The sequence below is a fragment of the Sphingomonas sp. genome, from assembly GCF_035910975.1.
Classification (GTDB): Bacteria; Pseudomonadota; Alphaproteobacteria; order Sphingomonadales; family Sphingomonadaceae; genus Sphingomonas.
Genome location: NZ_JAMHWM010000021.1, coordinates 1 through 2,631, shown reverse-complemented (window position 1 = coordinate 2,631; position 2,631 = coordinate 1). Strand labels below are relative to the sequence as shown.

The window sequence follows — 2,631 nt, the reverse complement described above, 5'->3', positions numbered from 1 at the left end:
CCAGTCGTCAGTCGCCCACCCGTCGGAGTAGCCGTACTTCTCCTCTGCGGCGGCGAGTTTTTCCTTCAGAGCTGCGGCGAACCGGTCCACAAGGGCGGCGGTCTTAGGATGCAGTTTCACTTGGTTTCCTTTCCACACGAAAATCCGACTCAGGAGGATACTGCATGGTCACCTGTTCCACAAGTTATTCCGGAGAGCCCGGATAGTGCACCGGCGCGAGCGGTTCGCCTGCCGTCACGTCGTCGAAGCGGCGCTGGGTCATGGTGTTCCTGTCATGCCGGACTCGACCCGGCATCGTGTGCGCTCGCGGGCCCACGACCCCGGGTCGAGCCCCGGGTGACAGGCTCGGCGCGCAGCACGTTGTAGCGGAAGAACGTCGTGCGCAGCAGCGCGACCCGCTCGCGGCGCTGGTTGATCACCTCGGTTTGCCAAGAGATGAAGGCGCCCTGTCCCACCCGCGTCTCTTTCGGTTTGCACGACAGCAGCAATGCGCCGCGCCTGCACAGCCGGTCGCCGACGACCACCGGCAGCAGGTAGTCCGCTTCCGCGTCGACGCCGAAGAAATGCGTGGTGGGCGGCTCCAGGCCGAAGCGCACGCCGCCGATGTGGCTGCGCGTGGGTTGCGCGTCCCGCGCCGCGTCGTCGAAGAGCGGCGAATCGCCGGGGTTCCACAGCAGGGGCATCGCGAAGCTCGCGATGGCGGTGCTCGGCACGACGATGTCCGCGTAGCCGTGCGCGCGCGCGAAGGCCGCGTCGGAATGCAGCTTCGAGTCGAGCTCGAGCGGCTCGATGTAGCGGCGCACCATGCTCGCTTCGATCGTCTCGCCCCACACCTCGGTGCGCCCCTCGCCGAAGTCGCGGCCGACGGCATCGACCATCGGCTGCCACGCGTGCGTCCAGTCGCCTTTCACTGCAGCAGCGCCTCCAGCTCGGAGCGCACGATCTTGCCGGTGGTGCTGCGCGGCATGTCTTCGTTGCGGATGAAGCGCACCTCGCGCGGCAGCTTGTAGTTCGCGATGCGGCCGCGGCACAGCGCGACGACTTCTTCCGCCGAGAGCGTTTCGTCGCGCACGGCGACGAATGCGACGGGCACTTCGCCCCACTTCGCGTCGCGCTTGCGCACCACGGCGGCGTCGGCGATGCGCGGGGACGCGAGCAGCAGCTGTTCGATCTCGGCAGGGTAGATGTTCTCGCCGCCGGACTTGATCAGGTATTTGCGTCGGTCGACGAACTGCAGCGTGCCATCGGGCTGGCGCGTGAACACGTCGCCCGTGTGGAACCATCCCCCAGCGAAGGCTTCGGCTGTCGCCTCAGGCATGCCCCAGTAGCCGGAAAAGAGCGTGGGGCTGCGCAGCAGCAGCTCGCCGGGCTCGCCCGGTGCGACATCCTGGCCCGCCTCGTCCACCAGTCGCACGCGGCACAGCGAACTCTGGTTCTTGGCGAGGTTCTCCGGGGCGACACCCACGGGAACACGCCCGCCGCTGCCCGGCGCGGGGCCGGCTTCGGTCGATCCGAAGGTGTTGCGAAACGGTGCGTTGAACAGCCGCGTGACGTCGACGATCTGCTGGCGCGGCACGAGGTCCGCCATGCAGCCCACCGAATCCGCCGGGTGCGGACGCGTGCCTCGGCGCGCGTATTCGTCCAGCACCTTGTCGATCATGCCGGGCATCAGCACGAACCAGCCGACGTTGTCCTCGCGCTCGCCAAGGTCGCAAAGCACGCCCACGTCGAGGCCGTCCATCACGATCACCTTGCCGCCGCCGATGAGGGTGACGAGCATGCTGTCGGCGGAGGCCATGTGGAACATCGGCGGCCAGGCGATGAAGGTCGCGCCCCGCCGCACGCCACGGTCCATGGTGTTGACCGCGCCGCGTGCAACGAGCGCGCGGTGGCTCACGAGCGCAGCCTTGGGTTTGCCGGTCGTGCCGCTGGTGTACAGGATGTAGAGGCCGTCCTCCGGCTCCACGACGTCGCCGTTCCCGCAGGGTGGGGTCGAAGCGAAGCGCACCCCACCGATGTCGCTTTCGAGCTCCTCGCCGATCATCGTGACCGCAACTTCGCCGAACAGCTTCACATGCTGCTCGTACCGTGGCGACACCAGCGCGATCCTCGGCGTGACGAGCGTGATGCAATGCGCGAGCTCCTCCGCCGTCTGCCGCCAGTTCATGCACGCGACGATCGCGCCGACCTTCGCGGCCGCCAGCAGGGTCAGCACGAACTCGCGCCGGTTCTCCGAGAGGATCGCCACGCGGTCGCCTCGCGCAACGCCTTGTACGCGCAGCCACGCGGACATGCGCGCGACCTGCTCGCCGAGCTGCGCATACGTCCAGTCCCCCTGTGGCGACTGGACCGCCACGGCCTGCGGCTTGAGCGCGACCTGGTCTTCGAACACATGCCGTTGGCGGCCGGCATCGGCTCGACCGCGACGGGCTGCCCCAGTGCAGCGGTCAGGCCCGTGCCGATCATGCGCGCGATCATGTCCGATGCGCCGCCGGCGGCGTTCGTCACGATGATGCGGATGGGGCGGCTCGGATAGCGGTCCTGCGCCCATGCGCCAGGAACGGCAGCCGCCGCGAAGGCGGCCAGGGCGTTGCGTCGATTCATCTGCATCGTCATTCCCCGAACTTGACG

General features: G+C 68.3%; 3 protein-coding genes. 1 reads left to right on the top strand and 2 read right to left on the bottom strand.

Features of this window, described 5'->3' with window-relative positions:
• Positions 1-272: 272 nt before the first annotated feature.
• Together VYI76_RS04175 and VYI76_RS04170 are read right to left on the bottom strand one after the other, a co-directional pair.
• Positions 273-911, bottom strand: a complete 639-nt coding sequence (locus VYI76_RS04175) for an FAS1-like dehydratase domain-containing protein (RefSeq protein WP_225782453.1) — start codon at positions 909-911, stop codon at positions 273-275.
• Positions 908-2,392 (bottom strand): class I adenylate-forming enzyme family protein, encoded by a 1,485-nt coding sequence (locus tag VYI76_RS04170; RefSeq protein ID WP_003060885.1) that lies wholly within the window; start codon positions 2,390-2,392, stop codon positions 908-910. Before VYI76_RS04170 ends, VYI76_RS04175 begins: the two co-directional genes overlap by 4 nt.
• On the opposite strand from VYI76_RS04170, the gene VYI76_RS04165 reads away from it, so the two are divergent.
• Complete coding sequence (locus VYI76_RS04165; RefSeq protein WP_326523522.1) at positions 2,393-2,536, top strand: hypothetical protein; 144 nt, start codon at positions 2,393-2,395, stop codon at positions 2,534-2,536.
• Positions 2,537-2,631: the final 95 nt, after the last annotated feature.